This is a genomic window from Desulfovibrio piger ATCC 29098 (assembly GCF_000156375.1).
GTDB classification, from domain to species: Bacteria; Desulfobacterota; Desulfovibrionia; order Desulfovibrionales; family Desulfovibrionaceae; genus Desulfovibrio; species Desulfovibrio piger.
Map to the genome: position 1 here is coordinate 15,368 of NZ_DS996354.1, position 17,616 is coordinate 32,983.

17 protein-coding genes, 1 tRNA gene and 1 pseudogene are annotated in these 17,616 nt (G+C 62.9%); 13 read left to right on the forward strand and 6 right to left on the reverse strand.

Annotated elements, in window-relative coordinates:
- Positions 1-15: 15 nt before the first annotated feature.
- Positions 16-849 carry a phosphate ABC transporter substrate-binding protein gene (locus DESPIG_RS02130; protein ID WP_006004506.1) on the reverse strand — a complete coding sequence of 278 codons (834 nt, stop codon included), beginning with the start codon at positions 847-849 and terminating at the stop codon, positions 16-18.
- 553 nt (positions 850-1,402) lie between these two features.
- Here DESPIG_RS02130 and DESPIG_RS02135 point away from each other — a divergent pair.
- The 5 genes from DESPIG_RS02135 (at position 1,403) to DESPIG_RS02155 (ending at position 4,579) form a co-directional block, all read left to right on the forward strand.
- Positions 1,403-1,669 (forward strand): DksA/TraR family C4-type zinc finger protein, encoded by a 267-nt coding sequence (locus DESPIG_RS02135; protein WP_040369105.1) that lies wholly within the window; start codon positions 1,403-1,405, stop codon positions 1,667-1,669.
- A gap of 24 nt (positions 1,670-1,693) precedes the next feature.
- Positions 1,694-2,623, forward strand: a complete 930-nt coding sequence (locus DESPIG_RS02140) for a DMT family transporter (protein ID WP_006004514.1) — start codon at positions 1,694-1,696, stop codon at positions 2,621-2,623.
- Between the two features lie 343 nt (positions 2,624-2,966).
- Complete coding sequence (locus DESPIG_RS12680; protein ID WP_169304807.1) at positions 2,967-3,911, forward strand: diguanylate cyclase domain-containing protein; 945 nt, start codon at positions 2,967-2,969, stop codon at positions 3,909-3,911.
- 167 nt (positions 3,912-4,078) lie between these two features.
- A tRNA-Arg gene (locus DESPIG_RS02150) sits at positions 4,079-4,155 on the forward strand.
- 250 nt (positions 4,156-4,405) lie between these two features.
- A complete protein-coding gene (locus tag DESPIG_RS02155) occupies positions 4,406-4,579 on the forward strand; it encodes an HTH domain-containing protein (protein ID WP_006004519.1) in 174 nt (57 codons plus the stop codon).
- An 87-nt stretch (positions 4,580-4,666) separates the two neighbouring features.
- On the opposite strand, the gene DESPIG_RS02160 is transcribed toward DESPIG_RS02155, so the two are convergent.
- Genes DESPIG_RS02160 through DESPIG_RS02175 form a run of 4 tightly spaced genes read right to left on the reverse strand, consistent with a single transcriptional unit; the run spans position 4,667 to position 9,176 of the window.
- Positions 4,667-5,488: a lysophospholipid acyltransferase family protein gene (locus DESPIG_RS02160; RefSeq protein WP_006004521.1), complete on the reverse strand. Its 822-nt coding sequence runs from the start codon at positions 5,486-5,488 to the stop codon at positions 4,667-4,669.
- On the reverse strand, positions 5,488-6,714 hold the full coding sequence (locus tag DESPIG_RS02165; RefSeq protein WP_006004523.1) for a replication-associated recombination protein A: 1,227 nt from the start codon (positions 6,712-6,714) through the stop codon (positions 5,488-5,490). The genes DESPIG_RS02160 and DESPIG_RS02165 overlap by 1 nt, the downstream gene beginning before the upstream one ends.
- A gap of 9 nt (positions 6,715-6,723) precedes the next feature.
- Positions 6,724-7,461 (reverse strand): 16S rRNA (uracil(1498)-N(3))-methyltransferase, encoded by a 738-nt coding sequence (locus DESPIG_RS02170; RefSeq protein ID WP_006004525.1) that lies wholly within the window; start codon positions 7,459-7,461, stop codon positions 6,724-6,726.
- Complete coding sequence (locus DESPIG_RS02175) at positions 7,458-9,176, reverse strand: hypothetical protein (RefSeq protein ID WP_006004527.1); 1,719 nt, start codon at positions 9,174-9,176, stop codon at positions 7,458-7,460. Before DESPIG_RS02175 ends, DESPIG_RS02170 begins: the two co-directional genes overlap by 4 nt.
- Positions 9,177-9,375: 199 nt before the next feature.
- Here DESPIG_RS02175 and DESPIG_RS02180 point away from each other — a divergent pair, with 199 nt between their 5' ends.
- From DESPIG_RS02180 to DESPIG_RS02210, 7 genes and pseudogenes are all read left to right on the forward strand, one after another.
- Positions 9,376-10,410 (forward strand): GAF domain-containing protein, encoded by a 1,035-nt coding sequence (locus DESPIG_RS02180; RefSeq protein ID WP_006004530.1) that lies wholly within the window; start codon positions 9,376-9,378, stop codon positions 10,408-10,410.
- A 3-nt stretch (positions 10,411-10,413) separates the two neighbouring features.
- Entirely contained in the window at positions 10,414-11,439 is a 1,026-nt protein-coding gene (gene mreB / locus DESPIG_RS02185; protein ID WP_006004531.1) for a rod shape-determining protein, read from the forward strand.
- A gap of 156 nt (positions 11,440-11,595) precedes the next feature.
- Positions 11,596-12,405, forward strand: a complete 810-nt coding sequence (locus DESPIG_RS02190; protein ID WP_006004532.1) for an inositol monophosphatase family protein — start codon at positions 11,596-11,598, stop codon at positions 12,403-12,405.
- Entirely contained in the window at positions 12,402-12,869 is a 468-nt protein-coding gene (gene rimI / locus DESPIG_RS02195) for a ribosomal protein S18-alanine N-acetyltransferase (protein ID WP_006004533.1), read from the forward strand. The genes DESPIG_RS02190 and rimI overlap by 4 nt, the downstream gene beginning before the upstream one ends.
- A gap of 16 nt (positions 12,870-12,885) precedes the next feature.
- A complete protein-coding gene (gene tpiA, locus DESPIG_RS02200) occupies positions 12,886-13,632 on the forward strand; it encodes a triose-phosphate isomerase (RefSeq protein WP_006004534.1) in 747 nt (248 codons plus the stop codon).
- 42 nt (positions 13,633-13,674) lie between these two features.
- Positions 13,675-14,046, forward strand: a pseudogene (secG, locus tag DESPIG_RS02205) (preprotein translocase subunit SecG); the annotation flags it as partial.
- Between the two features lie 169 nt (positions 14,047-14,215).
- Positions 14,216-15,211, forward strand: a complete 996-nt coding sequence (locus DESPIG_RS02210) for a Smr/MutS family protein (RefSeq protein ID WP_040369109.1) — start codon at positions 14,216-14,218, stop codon at positions 15,209-15,211.
- Between the two features lie 268 nt (positions 15,212-15,479).
- Here DESPIG_RS02210 and DESPIG_RS02215 read toward each other — a convergent pair whose 3' ends face one another.
- Complete coding sequence (locus DESPIG_RS02215) at positions 15,480-16,424, reverse strand: helix-turn-helix transcriptional regulator (protein WP_006004537.1); 945 nt, start codon at positions 16,422-16,424, stop codon at positions 15,480-15,482.
- Between the two features lie 291 nt (positions 16,425-16,715).
- On the opposite strand from DESPIG_RS02215, the gene DESPIG_RS02220 reads away from it, so the two are divergent.
- Complete coding sequence (locus tag DESPIG_RS02220; protein WP_040369111.1) at positions 16,716-17,531, forward strand: MIP/aquaporin family protein; 816 nt, start codon at positions 16,716-16,718, stop codon at positions 17,529-17,531.
- Positions 17,532-17,616 lie beyond the last annotated feature (85 nt).

A 17,616-nucleotide genomic window follows, 5' to 3' on the forward strand; every position in this document is an offset into this window, starting at 1 on the left:
TAGTACGATGACGGATTACTTGCGGCCGGTGGGGATGTAGCCGCTCTTTTCGATGATGGCGCTGCCTTCAGGCGAGTAGATGTAGTCGATGAAGGCCTTGGTCAGGCCGGAAGGCGCGCCCTTGGTGTTCATGTAGAGCAGGCGGGTCAGGGTGTAGGCACCGGAGGCGGCGTTTTCCTGCGAGGGGACCATCTTGTCGAAGGTCAGGGCAGCCACGCTCTTGTCCACATGGCCGATGCCCACATAGCCGATGCCCAGCTTGTCCTGGCCGATGGCCGTCTTCATGGCGCCGTTGGAGTTCACCACGTTGGCGGAAGCCACGATGGGGCCTTTCTTCAGGGCCTTTTCCACAAAGACTTCACGGGTGCCGCTGCCGTCTTCGCGGGTGTAGACCGTGATGGGGGCGTCAGCGCCGCCCAGGGCCTTCCAGTTGGTGATCTTGCCGGCAAAGATGTCCTGGGCCTGCTGGGCCGTGATGGCCCGCACCTTGTTGGCAGGGTTGACCACCAGGGCCACACCGTCGATGGCGAAGGGGAAGCTCTGCAGGCCGTACTTGGCGATCTCTTTTTCCTTGAGGGCGCGGCCGGTATTGCCGATCTGCACCAGACCTTCGCCCACCTGCTGCACGCCCACGCCGGAACCGCCGCCGGCCACGGTGATGCGGATGTCGGGGTTGGCGGTCATGATGTTTTTGGCAGCGCCTTTCATGACCGGGATGTGGGCCGTGCCGCCGGCGATATCAAGCGTGCCGGAAAGGCCCTTGAAGTTGTCCAGGGGAGCGGCATGGGACGTCATGGCAAAGATCAGGCCCGCCATCAGGGCGGGCAGCAGGAAACGGCAGGTTTTCATGATGACCTCTCGTACGGAAAATGTGGGCTGTTGCAGCAACAGCGGGAAACGCGCCACCAGGCGCGTCGCCTCGAGCCGGGAACACCGGCAGAGGACGGGGTGCGCGTGTGCGGTACGGGACCACGACAGCACGCCCCGGGAGCATATCGGGACACATCATCCAGGAAAGGTGCAGGAAAGCGACAGGCGGGCGATGCTGGGCAGCATCTTACCTCGAAGGCATCGCCCGGAAAGGTCTTGCGCTGTCTGGGAGCCGCCAGGACCATCCGTTTCCGGCACACATGCCTGAACGCACAGATCTCCCCACGGGAGTCCGGCGCATGCGTCAGCAGAAACGGATATGCATGGTGACCTCCAGCCATTGCCGCCCAAAGACGGCGGTGTTCACAAGAATGCCCTAGTGTAAGAAGAAAGGAAGGCGGGGTCAATACGATGCCCTGCATACGGCAACACCTTCTTGCCTTGGAGCGGGGAGCATGACTATAGTCTGTCCCCGTTGCCGCAAGACGGCAGCGCGGCGGGATCACTGCGGAACATGTTCGGGAGGTGCACCATGGCGGTAGGCTGGGCGGGCGACAATGCCGTGCAGGACCAGATCCAGGATTCCATAGCTGACGAGGTACGGCGGGCCAGGGCCTGTCTGCCCCGGGGCGAGAGCCGTGCTTTTTGCGAAGAATGCGGCGAACCCATCCCCGAAGCCCGTCGTCGGGCCCTGCCCGGTGTGCGGCTGTGTCTGGAATGCCAGCAGGAAGCCGACAGGGAACAGCACGCCGTGCATCTGTACAACCGCAAAGGCAGCAAGGACAGCCAGCTGCGCTGATCCTGAGCATGAGAGGAAGCTAGTATGTCGGGCTTGCTGGCGCGCCTGCGGGCGCGCATCCCCCTGGAGGAAGGTTCACTGGTCCTGATCACCATGATCTGGGGCGCCACCTTTATCATCATCCGCAGCGCCCTGGAGGCCACGGGGCCCTTCTTTTTCGTGGGCGTGCGTTTCGCTTTCGCCGCCCTGGCCCTGATCCTGTTCTCTCTGCCGCTGCTCAAGGATTTCACCTGGCGGGAAGTCTGGGCGGGCATGAGCATCGGCCTGTGCATCTTTGGCGGCTATGCCCTGCAGACCTGCGGCCTGCAGACCATCACGGCCAGCAAATCGGCCTTCATCACGGCCTTCTATGTGCCGCTGGTGCCCCTGCTGCAATGGCTGGTCATGAAGCGGCCGCCGCATTTGATGGCCTGGGTGGGCATCGCGCTGGCCTTCCCCGGCGTCCTGTTGCTCTCGGGGCCCGATGACAGCAGCGCAGGCTTTGGCTGGGGCGAGATGCTGACGGCCATCAGCGCGCTGGCCATCGCCATGGAGATCATCCTCATCGGCCTGGTGGCTCGCAGCGTCAATGCCCGGCGCGTCACCATCGTACAGGTGCTCATGGCGTCCTTGCTCAGTTTCGCCACCATGCCCCTGGTGGGCGAAAGCGTTCCGCCGCCTTCCTGGCTGGTGCTGGGCAGCGCCTTTGCCCTGGGCGTCTCCACGGCGGGCATCCAGTACGCCATCAACTGGGCGCAGAAAAAAGTCTCGCCCACCCGTGCCACGCTCATCTATTCTTGCGAGCCGGTCTGGGCGGGCATCTTCGGCCGTATGGCCGGGGAGCGCCTGCCGGGGCTGGCGCTGCTGGGCGGTGCCATGATCCTGGCCGGGGTGCTGGTCAGCGAGCTGAAGCCGGGCAGCCGCAAAAAGGGAAAGGACGCGGCGCGGGAAAAACAGGATGCCCGCAGTTCCTAGCAGGGGACCGGGCCCGAAGTCCTTGGGGAAGGCTGGGGACTATAGCCATGCAGGGCGAAAGGGAGTACCATCCACAAAGCTCGAAGTTCCCTGTCTTCGGCTTATGATGTATGTGGACGTCCGGCCCGGCCTGTTTCGCGCGCATGGGGGCAGCCGTTTGTGATGGCTGCCTGCTGGTCATCTCTTTCGGAGAGGGGCTTCGGCAGGGCGGACCAGGAAAAGGGCCCACGGGCGCATGGGGGATCGCTACCGGCAATGCAGACAAGGGGGTGCCCGGATGCAGCCTGCCTCTCTGACGGACGATGCGAAAAAAAGGAAAGTCGCGGAACTGACGCGTCTTTTTTTGCATAAGCACTACTGCGAGAACGATACGGAGCTCCTGCTCTCCCATCTTGATGATGCGTTCAGCTGGTTCGGTGCCGGAGAGCATGAGTACGCCGTCGAGCCGGAGACCGTCGTCAAAACGTTCAGGACCTTCGCGGGCAAGGTACCCCGCTGCGAGATAGGCGAGGAGCGGTATGATGTCATCCGGCCCATGCCGGGCATGTTCATCTGCACGGGCATGCTCTGGGTCGCCACGGCTCCAGATTCCGGCATCTGTCTGCGCGTCCACCAGCGCGTCACTATGGTGTTCCGCTGGACGGCGCAGGGGCCCCGCTGCTGTCATCTCCATCTTTCCAATCCTTACAGCGAAATGGACGCGAGCGACAGCGGATTTCCTGAAAAGATGGCTGAGGAGTCCCGCCGGTATCTTCAGGAACAGATCGAGCTCCAGAAAAGGAAGATCGCCGAGCAGCACGAGGTCATCGCCCATATGTACGTGGAGGATCTTTCCACCGGGCTGTATAACAGAAACAGGTACAACCAGGTCTGTGACGCCCTGTCCGGAAAGGATTGCGGCAGCCTGGGCATCGCCTACTTCGACCTGAACGGGCTGAAGAAGATCAATGACCTCCAGGGCCATCAGGCCGGTGATGCCCTTATCCGCCGCACAGCGGAGTGTCTCCTCCGGGCCTTTGGCAAAAAGGCCTACCGCATAGGCGGTGATGAGTTCATCGTCATCGATCGCGAATCCGGCCGGGAGGCTTTCGAGGCCTGTGTCCGTGATGCGCTCCGGGCCATGGAGGAAAGCCGTATCTCCATTTCCTGCGGCACGTCCTGGCGCGCTGAACATGGCAGTATCGACGAGCAGATCAACGAAGCTGACAAAAAGATGTATCTGGCCAAGCGGGATTTCTACGCCTGCAAGGAGCATGACCGCAGGCACTGCTGGCCGGAACCGGACTGATCCGGGAATTTTTCATTTTTGCCCGCAGGGCGGGGCTGTCCGAGGGAGGCTACGCCTTCTCCATGGCGGCCGATGCGTCTTTTCCGGCATTCTTTTATTTTTTTGAAAAATTCTTTTGCTAAACGCTTGACTCCGTGAGCTGTTTTCTATACATAGCTTCTCACGACGCGCTCGTAGCTCAGCTGGATAGAGCAACAGGCTACGAACCTGTAGGCCAGGAGTTCGAATCTCTTCGGGCGCACCATGCAAATTCAGGCGATCAGTTTTACTGGTCGCCTTTTTTGCTTTGTGTAATGGCGTTGTCAGGGACCTGTATCAGTGCATCCGGCATCCTTTCGCGCTGTGCCGCAAAGCACGAGAGGGCCGTTTGTCAGAGCTCTTTTCAGGCCGCGGGCTCTGTGCTACAAGGCAGACGTCGGCCCGGGCCCGTCTTCCCGGACAGGTCAGAGCCCCCCGCAACGTGCATACGCACATCTCAAGGAGGAAAACAGCCCATGGAAAATAAGGTACTGGAAGTCCTGGTCAATGCCGGCAAGCCCCTGCGTCCTGGTGATATCGCCAAGGAACTGGGGGTGGACTCCAAGGAAGTCAGCAAGGCCATTGCCGAACTGAAGAAGGAAGGCAAGGTCATGTCGCCCAAGCGTTGCTACTACGCTCCGGCGGAATAATCCCTCGCAACGTCGCGTATGAAAAAGGGCGGGCCCGAAAGGGTCCGCCCTTTGTGTATCGACCGCCTGCCGCGCAGAGGCACACGGCTAGGCGTTGACGCCGTCTTCCTTGCGCCAGCGGGCCAGATGGGAGCTGATGAAATCGCAGATGAAGGCCTGCTCCTCGCGGCCATTGCCGTGGATGTCCATGGGCGCGGCAAACTTGTACCGTACCGGCAGGCCGCTCTTGATGGGGCCCAGTTCCTTGAGCTTTTTCCCCGTGCCCCAGGCATCGGTCTTGAGGGCCAGCGGCACCACGGGCACACCGGCCTTGCGGGCCAGCTTGACCCCGATGGTGTTGAAGTGCTGGGGATCGAAATCCGGGGTGCGGGTGCTCTGGGGGAAGACGATGATGGAGATACCTTTCTTCAGGCGTTCCACGCCGCCTTCCAGCACGGCGGTCAGGTCTTCGCGGGGATTGGTGCGGCCCACCACGATGGGATCGCGGGAACGCATGACGGCCCCGAAGACGGGCAGGCTGACTAGGCTCTTTTTCACCACGAAGGTCACGGCCCGGTGGGGCCGGATGATGCCGGGCAGCATGAAGGTCTCCAGCGTGCTCATGTGGTTGGCCACGAAGACGCAGGGGCCGCGCGTGGCGGAGATGTTCTCCATGCCTTCGATGCTCACCGGGCAGCCCACGCGCTCGATGAGCTCCGTCACACGCAGGCTGGCGTGGACCCAGGCGCTGTCATCACACAGACCTTTGGCGGCTTTGCGGCACAGCCAGAGCACGGGGCCCGCCAGCAGGCTGCTATAGAATTTCAGGGCCGGGAAACGGGCGGGAGCGCCCAGCTGCGGGGCCGTGCTGACATAGGTGGAAAGATCGCCGAACGGGGCCTCTACGACCCCTTCTTGATACTGCTGCATCAGGATTCTTCCGTTTTTCTGATTTTATGGATCTTGCGCCACCACTGGCTCAGGCGGGCTTCGTCGCCCATGTCGCGGGGCTGGTAAAAGCGTCGTCCCACGAGCTCGGCGGGCAGGTAGTCCTGCTCCACCCAGCCGTCGGGGTAATTGTGGGGATATTTGTATTCCTTGCCGTAGCCCCATTCCTTTTGCAACTGCGTGCTGGCATTGCGCAGGTGCAGGGGCACGGGCCGCGCTCCGTTGTATTTGACCTCGCGGGCGGCGGTCAGATAGGCGGCATAGCTGCTGTTGCTCTTGCGGGCCAGGGCCAGATAGACCACCGTTTCGGCCAGAGGGATGAAACCTTCGGGCATGCCCACGAATTCCACGGCCTGCTGGCAGGAAACGGCCAGGGGCAGGGCATTGGGGTCGGCCAGGCCCACATCCTCCGAGGCGGAAAGGATGAGACGGCGACAGATGAAGCGCGGGTCCTCGCCGCCTTCCAGCAGGCAAGCCAGATAATACAGAGCCGCGTCGGGATCGCTGCCGCGGATGGATTTGATGAGGGCCGAGGCCAGCTCGTAATGGCTGTCGCCGTCCTTGTCATGACGCATCATGACTTCGGGCAGGGCCGACTTGAGCTGCTCGGGCTCGCGCATCTCCTCGGGCAGGGAAGCGGCGTATTCCACCAGGTTGAGCAGGGTACGGGCATCCCCGTGAGCCGCGGCGGTGATGATGTCCAGCACCTCGTCGCCAAGCGTCACGCCCGTCTGTTCGGCACCGCGCCGGGCCAGTTCCATCAGTTCCGAGCGTCCCAGGGGGCGCAGGCGCAGCACGTGCAGGCGCGAGAGCAGCTGCCGGGTGACGCTGAACGACGGGTTCTCCGTCGTGGTGGCCAGCAGGGTCAGCTCGCCCGATTCCACCAGCGGCAGGAAAAAATCCTGCTGCGCTTTGGAAAAGCGGTGCAGTTCGTCGAGCACCAGGATCTCGATGCCGTTGAGGGAACGGCGCAGGTGCTGCAAGCCCGCTTCCGGCGCGCTGAGACGCAGATAGGGGCGCTTGCGGGAACGTGCCAGCAGCAGGGCCAGTGTGGACTTGCCGCAGCCCGGCGGGCCGAAAAGCAGCAGGCTGGGCAGGCGCTCCGCCGCCATGAGCGACTTGAGACGGCTTGCCAGATGGCTCTGCCCGAGAAAAAGATCGGGATCGTCGGGGCGCATGCGCTCCGGCAGGGGCTTCTGTGCGGTCATGGCTGTCCTTTATTCCGCCGGATCCGCCAGATGGGAGGCCCACCAGTGCAGGCCTAGGCACAGGGTAGCGGCGGTCTCGCAACGGAGCACACGGGCCCCCAGGCTGACGAAGGTGAACTGCGCCGCCCGCAGGCTGTCCAGCTCCCGCTGGGAAAAGCCGCCTTCGGGACCGATGACGTACACGGTGGTACCGGGGCGTCCGGCCAGCCGGGGCGTGAGCATGTTCACGGTGTCCTGCATCTCCCAGGGCAGGATGCGGCAGTCGACAGTGGCGGCGCGGCGGACCAGTTCGTCCACGCCGCCGGTCAGGGCCTCCACCTGCGGCAGCCAGGGATTGCCGCACTGTTTGGCGCCGGCGATGAGCTGCCCCCGGCAGGACTCGGCGGCGTCGGCGGGCAGTTTGCCCTGGCTGTGATCGCCCTGCCAGAGCCAGATGGCATGGGCGCCCAGCTCTACGGCCTTTTCCATGAAGAAGCCGCGGCGCACGGCCTTGCTGAAGGCCAGCGCCATGACGGCACGGGATTCCGGCGCGGGGGCCATCTGTTCTTCCTGCAGGATAAGACGGGCCTTTTTCTTGGCGGTCTCGGCGATGGCGAAACGGCCGCTGCGGCCCTGGCCGTCGAGCAGCAGGACTTCCTCGCCCGGGGCCAGTCGCAGCACCTGGACCAGATGCTTGGCTTCCTGGCCTTCCAGCCAGAGATCGTGGGCCCATTGTTCGGGAGGAAGATAAAAGCGGTGCAGACTCATGATGCGTTGGATCCTTTTGCCGTCCGCGCGCGGCGCACGGCCTTGAAGCCGTCCTGCAGCGAGACGAGACGGCCGTAATTCTTGCGTATCTCCAGACCGGCCTTGGTCAGCCGGGACTCGGGAGGTTCCATGTAGGTGCGGCGCAGGTAGGCATCGGAAAGGATGCGTTCCACGCTGTCCACGATGCCGTCCACCAGTGCCGGGAAAAAGTTGACGATCTCGAATTTCAGGTCCGTCAGCAGTTCGAGGGCCTCGCGCATCATCTGGCGGTAGCCCATGCGGCCCACCTTGGCCTTGCGCTGGGCCAGGTCCTCGAGGATGCGGACGCGCCGTGCCTGCTGGATATAGCTGAAGCGGGTGCAGACCTCGCGGTGCAGCTCGCGCATGTTGCTGAAGGCATCGTCATTGTCCGGCGAATAGAGGTAGCCGTTGAGCACACGGCTGACCTTGGCGAAAAAGTCGTCGCTGTAGCCTATCATGCGCCGCTGGTGCTTGGTGAGCCAGGCATAGAGGAACTTGAGGCGCTTCTCGTCGGTATCGGTGTTCTCCACGATCTCCGTGCGCTTGAAGACGATGCGGCCGGTATACTCGCCGCGCACGATGTCGTTGAGGCGCAGGAACATGTTGGAGGTATCCTTGATGATGTTCAGGCCGGGCAGGGGCGCGCCGGTGAGCGGATGCAGGATCTCCTGCCAGGCCACGGACAGGGCGCGGTCCTGCTGCACGTTGCTGGCATCGAAGCGGTGCTGCCGGTAGGTGACGCGGATGATGACGACCCGGCGGTCACGGTCCAGGAAGTAGCCGCCCTTTTCCAGGGTCTCGAGAGCCTCTTCCTGGTCCTCGTCCACGGAGATGAGGGCGATCTTTTCCAGCAGGGGATAGCGGGTGCTCTGGCCCGTGGACGTATAGGTGGTGATGGTACGGTCCGTCTGGCCCAGGACGCGCAGCATGAAATGCTCGCCCAGCTTGTGCAGCTTGCGGGCAAAGAGCGCGCTGGAGGTGCGGCGTTCCGAGACGATGGGGAAACCGTAGAGCTCCATCAGGTACTGGTAGACGAACATGCGGTTGCGTTCGTAGATCTCGCTGTCGCCGTAGACGAATTTGCCGATGCGCATGCCGAAGCGCTTGAGCTCGCTGTCGATGTCCGACGGGAAGGAGGCGAAGACCCCGGCCAGATGGAACTGCCGGTCCGCATCGAGGGCGAGCACCTGGGCCCTGTCCATGGCCAGCAGATAGGGCATGAGCGAGGGGTAATTGTCCAGGATCACGGTGTCGGCATTGGCGAACTGCTGGCGGAAGATGTCCTGGTGCATGCGCGGCAGGCGGGATGCCAGGGTCTGCACGTTGCGGGCAAGGACCTGGTTTTCCAGCGGGCAGCAGGCGCCGTCGGCTTCCATGACGATGGGATGCAGTTTGTCGAACTGGAAAGTCTCGGAAAAATAGTCCAGCTGGCGGGCAAAGGCCACCATGGAGAAGCCCGGCAGGTCCTTGTATTCGAACATGTCGTTGTCGAACGAGGGCAACAGCTCGCGGCCTTCCACCAGCGGATAGTTCTTGTGTTCCTGGTAGGGCTTGACCAGGCAGAAGCGGATATGCACGGCATCGAGGAAGCGCTTGAGCTCGTCAAGACGCGCGATGACGACCGGCTCGGATGTCGTATAGGCATCCTGCCAGTGAAAGCCGTCCTTGCTGAAGATCTCCTGCCACTTGATCATGTGCAACCTTACCCGATTCTCTGTAAAGAGTAACTGCTTTTGTGGGGAATTTCCAGAGGCGCCCCCGGTATTTGTCGTTTTTGCCCGCCGGTCCGCCGGTGCGGACGAAAAGCTGTTGCGGGCGCTATGCGGCTTTGGTACACTTCCGTGCGTCAGTCCCGGAGCTGTTGCCCGGGCCCACCATCAAACGCGTACCGACATGACTGCCAATACTCTTGAACAACACATCCTCAGCATCGTCTGCAGTGTTTTCGATGCCTACTCCGCCGTCCTTTTCCTGCCCTCCGAAAATGGCGAGGAGCATTATCTCGCGGCTTCTTTCAGCCTTGGCGAAGGGGTGGAGCAGGGGGCCATGCTCTCTTCGGGGAGCCTGGTAGACTGGATCATCCGCAACCGCCAGCAGATGCTGGTCCCCAATTTCGACCAGCACAAGCACAAGCTCGGCTATTACCGGGAAGGCGAGGAAGCCGGCATCAAGGCATTCATGGGTTGTCCCGTGCCCACGGGCGGCGCCCTGTGCGTGGACAGCAAGCGGCAGTATTCCTTTACTGACAGGGACTACAAGCTGCTGCAACTTTTTGCCGAGCTGGTCTCCCGCCAGCAGGCCAGCAAGGGCCGGCAGGAGATGGCCGGTGACATCCCCCGCTATTTCGCCGAGCTGGCCGTGATTCAGGAGCTGCGCTTCCGCTATCGCCGCTGGTCGCAGTTCATCCAGAACTATGTGCGCACCATGGTCGATGCCACGGGCTTCGACTACTGTGCCTTCGCTTCGGTGGACGTCCCCGGCGAGAGCTATTGCGTGGAATGTGAATCCGCCCGTCTGGTGCTGGAGAACGGCGAACCCATGGTCCTGCCCGTGGGCAGCGGCATCGCCGGCTGGGTCTTCAGCAACGACCAGCCCGTCATCAACGAAGGGCTGGAAGGCGCTCCGTCCACCATGCTGTTCGGCAAGCTGCCGGGCATGCCCGATTTCCAGGCCATCATCTGCCTGCCCGTACAGATCAACAAGAGCACGCGTGGCGTGCTGTGCCTGGCCCATACGTCCACGCGCAGCATCGACGAGTCCCTGCGCTCCTTCGTGCGTCAGGCCGTGGACCACCTGGCGCTGTTCCTCGAAAATCTGTACCTGCGGGTGCGTCTGCGTTCCCTGCTGCCGCAGGGCACGGTCCACAGCCAGGGCCCCCGCCGTTACGATCCTGATACCGCTCCGGTGCCGCCCGTCAAGAATCCTTAAGCCATGCTGTCCCGATTTTTCAGCAGGTTCCTGACCCAGGACATTGCCATGGATCTTGGTACAGCCAACACGCTGCTGTACACCAGGAAGCATGGCATTTTCATCAATGAGCCCTCGGTGGTGGCTGTCGACGCGTCCAGCCGCAAAGTGCTGGCCGTGGGGGCCGCCGCCAAGGAGTACCTGGGCCGCACGCCCCAGAACATCTGCGCCATACGCCCCATGAAGGACGGCGTCATCGCCGACTTCGACATCACCCGCGAGATGATCGCTCATTTCGTGGGCAAGTGCATCTCCGGCCTGCGTCTGGTCAAACCGTCCATGGTGATCTGCATCCCCACGGGCATCACCCAGGTGGAGAAAAAAGCCGTCATCGATGCGGCCATGCTGTCGGGAGCACGTTCTGTGTCCCTGGTGGAAGAACCCATGGCCGCGGCCATCGGGGCGGGCATGCCCGTGCAGGAGCCCCTGGGCAACCTGGTGCTGGATATCGGCGGCGGCACCAGCGAAGTGGCGCTCATCAGCATGACGGGCATAGCGGTCTCGCAGTCGGTACGCGTGGCCGGTGATGCCATGAACCTGGCCGTGCAGCATTACCTGCGTGAGGTCTTTCGTCTCGAAGTGGGCGAGAACACGGCGGAGAACGTCAAAAAGATCCTTGGTGCGGCCCTGCCCCAGAACAACAGCCTGCGGCTGGAAGTGTCCGGCAAGGATCTGGTCTACGGCGGCCCCCGGGTGGTGACCGTGACCGAGGGCGACATCTGCGAGGCCCTGCACGATCCCGTCCAGGCCGTGGTGGATACCGTGCTGCGCGCGCTGGAGAAGGCGCCGCCGGCACTGGCCGCCGATGTTTACGACAACGGGCTGCTCATGGCCGGAGGCGGGGCCCTGCTGCGCGGTCTGGATCAGTGTATCGCCCGGGCGACGCATCTGAAGGTCACGGTGGACAAGGATCCCCTGACCACGGTGTTGCGCGGGACGGCCCAGGCCATGTTGTACCGCGAGGATTACGAAGGGATTTTCATCAATTAGGACAGGGACGGGCGTCTGCCCTGGTTCTTGCGGCCGTGGCGCGTGCCATGCCAGAAGGGCGGGCGTGTTTTCGGCCGGGATGGCCGCCGTGCGTCCTGTCCTCGCAACTGCCGTGCGCCCCTGCCGGGCAGGGGGCCGGTCTTGGGATATCGTTTCATGCTGACAGCCCGATTTTTGCAGGATGTGGTGGACGTCGTGCGCGAGAGCGGCGACATCATCCGCCGCCAGTGGGAAAAAACGCATGCCGTCAGGCACAAGGGCAGTATCGACCTGGTGACGGAAACGGACGTGGCCGTGGAGGCTTTCCTCAAGGAACGTCTGGGAGAACTGCTGCCGCAGGCCGAATTCCTGGCCGAGGAAAGCTGTGTGGCCGGGCAGGAGCCGTCGCCCCTGTGCTGGATCATCGACCCCGTGGACGGCACCACCAATTTCGTGCACCGCATCCCCCAGGTGGGGACGTCCGTGGCCCTTTGGGCGGACGGTCATGTGGTGCTGGGCGTGGTGAACGTGCCCATGATGGATGAATGTTTCTGGGCCGGCCTGGGCATGGGCGCCTTTCGCAACGGCGAGCCCATCCATGTGAGCACGGCCGGGACCCTGTCCGATGCCGTGGTGGCCACGGGCTTCCCCTATGCCATCGCCGAACGTCTGGACGATGTGCTGGCCCGTCTGGCCCTGGTGCTGCCCAAGGCCCAGGGCGTGCGCCGTCTCGGGGCCGCCTCGGTGGATCTGGCCTATGTGGCCGCCGGACGGCAGGATGCCTTTTACGAGATGCTGCTCAAGCCCTGGGATGTGGCTGCCGGCTGGCTGCTGGTGGAAGAAGCCGGCGGACGCGTCACGACGCTGGATGGCCGCCCGTATTCCTTCGGGGACGAGATCATGGCCAGCAACGGCCTGGTGCACAAGGAACTCCGCCATCTGCTGGCTGGCGTGACGCCCGTGCAGGCGGAAAGGCGCCCCGCATGAGCCTGCCTGCCGGGGATACGGCCCCCCGCCGTCTGACGGCCGGGGATGCCGCCGCCATGCAGGCGCTGGAGGCGGCCTGTTTTTCCCTGCCGTGGAGCGAGGAGCAGTGCCGTGCCGCCTTTGGCCAGCAGGCCTTCGTGGCCTACGGGCTGGAAGACGCGGGCGTGTTGCAGGGCTATATTTCGCTCTACCAGGCGGCGGACGAGCTGGAAGTGCTCAACCTGGCCGTCCTGCCCGGTGCACGGCGGCAGGGATTGGGCGAACGGCTTTTGCGCACAGCCTTGCAAGAAGCCGAAAAAACAGGTATCAACAGGGCTTTGCTTGAAGTCCGTACCGGGAATGCCCCGGCCATCGCCTTATATGAGAAATGCGGCTTCGTCCGGGTGGGCAAACGGCCCCGCTATTATGCGGACACCGGCGAGGATGCCCTGATCTACCAGTGTGATCTGGCACCGCAGGACTGACAGAGAGGATATTTCCATGCAGAAGATCATCGCTGCCAACTGGAAAATGTACAAGACCCGGCAGGAAGCCCGCGAAACGGCCGCTGCCGTGGCTGCTGCCCTGAACGAACAGCCGGCCCCGCACGAGGTCGTGGTGTTCGCGCCCTTCACGGCCATCGCCGACGTGGCGGATGCCTTTGCCGCTTCGCAGGCGCAGGCCGGTGCGCAGGACGTGTGGCCTGCTGTGGAAGGGGCGTTCACCGGCGAGATCTCGCCGCGCATGCTGCAGGACGCCGGTGCGGTTTGGGTGCTGACCGGGCATTCCGAGCGCCGTCATGTGCTGGGCGAATCCGATGAGCTGGTGGGCCGCAAGACGGCCTTTGCCCTGGAGCAGGGCCTCAAGGTCATGCTCTGCATCGGAGAAAAGCTGGAAGAGCGCGAATCCGGCCAGCTGGAAGACGTGCTGCGCCGTCAGCTGGACAGCGGCCTGCCCGCCGGGGAAAACGCGCTGGAAGGCCGCTTTGCCGTGGCTTATGAGCCCGTGTGGGCCATCGGTACCGGCAAGGTGGCCGGTCCCGACGAAGTGCTGGCCACCCATGCCGTGGTGCGCCGCCTGCTGTGCGAGCGCCTGGGCGAGACCGGCAACAGGATCCCGATCCTGTATGGTGGGAGCGTCAAACCGGCCAATGCCGGTAACCTTATCGGACTTGACAATGTGGATGGTCTTCTGATAGGTGGCGCTTCTTTGGACGCGCAAAGTTTTGTGCAGATTATCCGGGCCTAGGCCTGAAGTTCTTCATTTACGTCGTGCCCTTGGGAGGCTCTTGTGCAGACCCTTATTCTGACGCTTCATATCATTGTTTGTGTGGTGCTCGTCATTCTCATTCTCTTGCAGGCCGGCAAGGAAGGTATGGGCGTCATTTTCGGTGGCGGCAATACCTCTGTGTTCGGCAGCAGCGGTGCCGGCGGCATGCTGGCCAAGATGACCGCCTTCATGGCCGTGGTCTTCGTGGTGACCTCGCTGAGCTACACCTATGTGACCAGCTCGCGTCCCAGCGATGAATCCGCCGTGCTCAAGGTGGAACCCCTGACCATCGAAGATGTGCCTGCCAAGCCCGCGGCCGCTCCCGAAGCTGCCGCTCCGGCTCAGCCTGCCGCCAGCAGCGAAGCTCCTGCGGCTGCTCCGGCTGATGCTGCCGCCCCTGCCGATGCTCCTGAGGCCCCTGCGGCTTCCGAAGCTCCCGCCGCTGAGGCTCCTGCTGCGGACGCTCCTGCGGCCCAGCCTGCCCAGCAGTAGACGTTTTTTTGATCCAATGAGAAAAGCCGCGGTCCTGCCGCGGCTTTTTTTTCAGCAACAGGGGGCTCCCATGACCGACGACAACAGCTTCAAGAACAATCCTTTCAAGGCGCTGGAAAAAGGACGTTTCCCGCAGCAGAAAAAAACGGGTGCCCCGGCGGCGCCGGAAAAACGCGGCAAGCGCATTACACGCCAGGCTGCCGCGCCTGCGGACGATGAGGACGCCTCCCTGTTCCTGTCCGCCATGAGCAATGTGGAGCGCCAGTCGGCTCATGGCAGTGCCGTCCGCGGCAAGGGAGCGGGGCAGAGCGGCTTTGCCATGGAAGAGCAGTGCGCCATGCCGCAGGTGAAGAAGCTCAAGGAAAAGAAGAAAAAAGGCAATGCCCCCCACAAGGAGAACGGGACCGCGGCTCCGGCAGCGCCCGTCACTGCCGCTCCGTCCACCGGCAAGGCGGAGGATGCGGCAGCCGGGCTGGAAGCCGTGGTGGCGGCTTCGGAGGAAGACGACTTTTTGCTGGCCATGAAGCAGGTGACGCCCCTGCAGGGCAAGGGGCGGGACGTGCCTCCTGCCGTGGCCCAGAGCACCCCGCCGCCGTCCGCGGATACCAGCCTGCAGGACTTTCTGGACGGCAAGCTGGAGTTCGCCCTGTCCATGACCGACGAATACATGGAAGGCCATGTGGTGGGGCTGGACCAGATGATCATGAACAAGCTGCGTGCCGGCGGCCTGAGCCCCGAGGCGCATCTCGACCTGCACGGCCTCAATGCCCAGCAGGCTTTCGAGACCTTGCGCGGCTTCATGCGCGGCAGCTGGTACAAGGGCCTGCGGACCATCTTGGTGGTGCCCGGCCGCGGCAAGAACTCCCCGGATGGTGTGGGCGTACTGCGCGGCAAGTTGCAGTCCTGGCTCACCCAGGATCCCTTCAAGCGTGTGGTGCTGGCCTTCTGCACGGCCCAGCCGCATGACGGCGGCCCCGGCAGTGTCTATGTGCTGTTGCGCAAATACAAGAAAAAGGGCCGCGTCTACTGGGAGCGGATGCCAGCTGACGCGGATCTTTACGAATAGGCCGCCGCTGTACGGACTGCGCGGCCATCGATGACAGGCATGAAAGAAGGACGTCTTCGGACGTCCTTTTTTTATGCCTGTTTTTTGTTCCCGCAGGCACAGGCATGCAGGATGTAAAGGGCTGGCAAGAGCGGGGAGCGCATGCCTGCCGGCATATGCGCAGGAGAGGGGCCGCCTTTTATCTCTTCGTATCCTGGGCGTGGAGGCGGCAGGGGGCGCCTGCCGTTTCCGCAGGAGACCGGATAGGTTGGCCGAAGAAGGCTGCGTTTTAGCGTTGCTCCCGGGGCGTGCCGTCTTCCAGCAGGGCGGCCGCATCTCCGAAGCTGCGGACCCAGGCACGCAGTTCCGGTTCGCTGCGGGTGGTCAGGGTCAGGATGAGGCCGCCGTCTTCGCAGTCTTCGATTTGCTGGTTGGCGGTCCAGATGCGCTCCCGTACATAATCGGCGGCACTGGGGGCCACACGGATGCGGAACGTTCGCGGTTCGTGCCAGGGCAGGCCAAAACCGCCGTGTTCGTCATCGTCACGGCTGTAACGGACATGGTCCCCGGTCAGCTCCATATGCTGGATGCGGTGGACGGCCAGGGTGCAGGGATGTTCGACTTCGAGCCCCTCTTCGCCCAGCTGGCCGCCCAGCACATACAGGGCATTGTTCATGGCGGCCATGCGCACGGGGATGAAGCGGTGGACCCGTGGTTCCGTCTTGCCTACGGCCTTGTAGCGGATCCGGCAGACGGTCTGGCAGCGGGCGGCCTGGACGAGGCGCTCGATGGTGTCCGCAAAGGGCGTGTAGTTGATGCGTCCCTTGATGTAGAAGGCGAAATCGTCCTGATCCTGGAAATGCGGATCCGCCATATGCATGGCCAGGCGCTGGATGGTCCTGTCCACACGCTGCAGGGTCTGTTCCGGCAGGATGCCCCCCGCCATGCGACGGCACAGGGTCAGGAAGCGCAGCTCCTCGAAGTCGAGGCCCAGATGCCCCTTTTCCCCGGGATCCAGGCGATACCAGCGGCGGCGCTGTTCCGTGCCCATCTCCAGGGCGATGCCCACGGCGCTTTCGATCTGTTCCATCAGGCGGATGACCGTCTGGGGCGAGCAGTTGAGCTCCCGGGCCAGATCTTGCTGGAAGTGGCGCCTGTTATCGAAGAGCAGCTTGCGGAAAAGACGCAGCAGTTTGTCACCGGTACGGGCATCGGGATCCAGTTTGCTGGGCATGGCGAACCTCCTGTCCGGCCTATGCTAGATGCTGACATGCCGTGAAGCAAGGCCAATATTGCACAGACAGGTGTTTTTTTGTAGGTTCTGGCTGTTTTTTGTGACCTGTACATGCGATGCGGAATGATGTGACAAATAAAAGACAATCATTCCTCTTTGTTACAGAATCGTCACAATAGCGTGGTAGATGTGCTGCCACAGAACAACTGGTGATCCTGAAAGAGCGGTAAGAGCATTATGGAGAAAGCGTTCGCTCTCTTGCAGGAATTGGGAAACAATGGTGGAGAGTTTATGAAAAAAACAGGTAATACGCACATTTATCTTTCAGAATTTCTGGGCACCTTCATCTTCCTGCTGTGCGGCATCGGCTGCGTGGGGGCGCTCAAGCTGGCGGGGGCCAGCTTTGGCCAGTGGGAGATCAGCATCGTCTGGGGCCTTGCCGTGGCCATGGGCGTCTATGTTTGCGGCGGCGTGTGCGGCGCGCACCTCAATCCGTCCGTGACTATCGCCCTGGCGCTGTTCGGGGATTTCGACAAGCGCAAGGTCGTGCCCTACATCCTGGTGCAGATGCTGGCCGGTTTTTGCGCTGCGGCTCTGGCCTATGCCATGTATTACAACCTGTTTGTCGATGCCGTGGCCGCCACGGCGGGCGATCCTGCCAAGATGACGGCGCTGGCCGGGGTCTTCTGTACGTTCCCCCATCCCAAGATCACCTTTTTCCAGGCCTTTTTCGTGGAGCTCGTCATCACGGCCGTGCTCATGTGCCTGATCTATGCCTTGGTGGATGGTCGCAATACGGCTCCCAAGGGCAACCTGGGCGGTCTGCTCATCGGTCTGCTGGTGGCGCTCATCGGCGCCAGCTTCGGCCCGCTGACGGGTTTTGCCATGAATGCCGCGCGTGACTTCGGCCCGCGCCTGTTCGCCGCTCTGGCGGGCTGGGGCACGGATGTGATGACCGGCTATCCGCTTAATGACAATCTGAGCCTGCCGTACTTCCTGGTGCCGCTCATCGCGCCCATCATCGGGGCCTGTATCGGCGGCTGGATCTACAAGCGCATCATCGTGGTGGCCCTGGATCGCAACGCGGCCGCCGAGGACAAGGCCTAAAAGCCCTGGACGGCAGGGTTGATGGACAGGTGCCGCATTCTGCGGTTATCCTGGGCAGGCCGGTGCCTGCCGGTTCCCTTTGAAC

Coding starts and splice junctions, on each gene's coding strand:
- DESPIG_RS02130 (WP_006004506.1), bottom strand. CDS start 849: ATGAAAACCTGCCGTTTCCTGCTGCCCGCCCTGATGGCGGGCCTGATC.
- DESPIG_RS02135 (WP_040369105.1), top strand. CDS start 1,403: ATGGCGGTAGGCTGGGCGGGCGACAATGCCGTGCAGGACCAGATCCAG.
- DESPIG_RS02140 (WP_006004514.1), top strand. CDS start 1,694: ATGTCGGGCTTGCTGGCGCGCCTGCGGGCGCGCATCCCCCTGGAGGAA.
- DESPIG_RS02155 (WP_006004519.1), top strand. CDS start 4,406: ATGGAAAATAAGGTACTGGAAGTCCTGGTCAATGCCGGCAAGCCCCTG.
- DESPIG_RS02160 (WP_006004521.1), bottom strand. CDS start 5,488: ATGCAGCAGTATCAAGAAGGGGTCGTAGAGGCCCCGTTCGGCGATCTT.
- DESPIG_RS02165 (WP_006004523.1), bottom strand. CDS start 6,714: ATGACCGCACAGAAGCCCCTGCCGGAGCGCATGCGCCCCGACGATCCC.
- DESPIG_RS02170 (WP_006004525.1), bottom strand. CDS start 7,461: ATGAGTCTGCACCGCTTTTATCTTCCTCCCGAACAATGGGCCCACGAT.
- DESPIG_RS02175 (WP_006004527.1), bottom strand. CDS start 9,176: ATGATCAAGTGGCAGGAGATCTTCAGCAAGGACGGCTTTCACTGGCAG.
- DESPIG_RS02180 (WP_006004530.1), top strand. CDS start 9,376: ATGACTGCCAATACTCTTGAACAACACATCCTCAGCATCGTCTGCAGT.
- mreB (WP_006004531.1), top strand. CDS start 10,414: ATGCTGTCCCGATTTTTCAGCAGGTTCCTGACCCAGGACATTGCCATG.
- DESPIG_RS02190 (WP_006004532.1), top strand. CDS start 11,596: ATGCTGACAGCCCGATTTTTGCAGGATGTGGTGGACGTCGTGCGCGAG.
- rimI (WP_006004533.1), top strand. CDS start 12,402: ATGAGCCTGCCTGCCGGGGATACGGCCCCCCGCCGTCTGACGGCCGGG.
- tpiA (WP_006004534.1), top strand. CDS start 12,886: ATGCAGAAGATCATCGCTGCCAACTGGAAAATGTACAAGACCCGGCAG.
- DESPIG_RS02210 (WP_040369109.1), top strand. CDS start 14,216: ATGACCGACGACAACAGCTTCAAGAACAATCCTTTCAAGGCGCTGGAA.
- DESPIG_RS02215 (WP_006004537.1), bottom strand. CDS start 16,424: ATGCCCAGCAAACTGGATCCCGATGCCCGTACCGGTGACAAACTGCTG.
- DESPIG_RS02220 (WP_040369111.1), top strand. CDS start 16,716: ATGAAAAAAACAGGTAATACGCACATTTATCTTTCAGAATTTCTGGGC.